Below are 415 nucleotides of genomic sequence, written 5' to 3' on the forward strand. Positions count from 1 at the left end.
GGCAAGAGTGGCGTTCAGGTTGTAGGTGATGTTGTAGGTTTTTGCTTCCCACTTCGCCCAATAGTCTTTATTTCCGGTGCTTCCTGCGGGAATGGTGGTGACGGCATCTCCTGTCAATGCTACATTGTCATACCAGCCGCCAAAAGTGTAGCCTGCCTTGTGCATCTTGGCTGCGGTGGGCAAGGTGATTGTCAGCGAATCAATGTTATAATGCCCATTGGTGGCTCCACTGCCCCCGTTTTGATGATAGATGATGTCGTAAACTAATGGTGTCCACTTCGCCCACAAAGCGGTATCAGCACATTGGGTAAGGGAACCAACTTTCGTGACATACGCAGCATCAGCATACCAATCCATATCGTAACCATCCCTCGTTGCCTTGGCAAGTGCTAAAGGTAAAATCTCTACCGTGTAG

1 protein-coding gene is annotated in these 415 nt (G+C 49.4%); it reads right to left on the reverse strand.

Translation table 11 applies throughout. The features are described 5' to 3' along the window. Positions 1-415: InlB B-repeat-containing protein (locus ASC50_RS05065; RefSeq protein WP_162491144.1), on the reverse strand; the 415-nt coding region annotated here is incomplete at both ends.

Source organism: Candidatus Symbiothrix dinenymphae (genome assembly GCF_001431085.1).